Origin of the sequence: Mediterranea sp. ET5, from assembly GCF_023337025.1 — a bacterium.
In the GTDB taxonomy this organism is placed as follows: domain Bacteria; phylum Bacteroidota; class Bacteroidia; order Bacteroidales; family Bacteroidaceae; genus Phocaeicola_A.
This window is the reverse complement of the sequence record NZ_JAMBLN010000056.1, coordinates 1-217: the sequence shown is the minus strand read 5'-3', so window position 1 is coordinate 217 and position 217 is coordinate 1. Positions and strand designations below refer to the sequence as shown.

Below are 217 nucleotides of genomic sequence, written 5' to 3'. Positions count from 1 at the left end.
GGCTCTCGGAGGCGATGAAGGACGTGATAAGCTGCGAAAAGCCGCGGTGAGGTGCAAATGACCTTTGACCCGCGGATCTCCGAATGGGACAACCCGGTGTCCTGAAGGGACATCATCTGTCAATGACAGAGGCTAACGCAGGGAACTGAAACATCTTAGTACCTGCAGGAAAAGAAAATAAGAATGATTCCCCCAGTAGTGGCGAGCGAACGGGGAA

1 rRNA gene is annotated in these 217 nt (G+C 53.0%); it reads left to right on the top strand.

Going from position 1 to position 217, the window contains the following annotated elements:
* Positions 1 to 217, top strand: a 23S ribosomal RNA gene (locus tag M3087_RS14315); the annotation flags it as partial.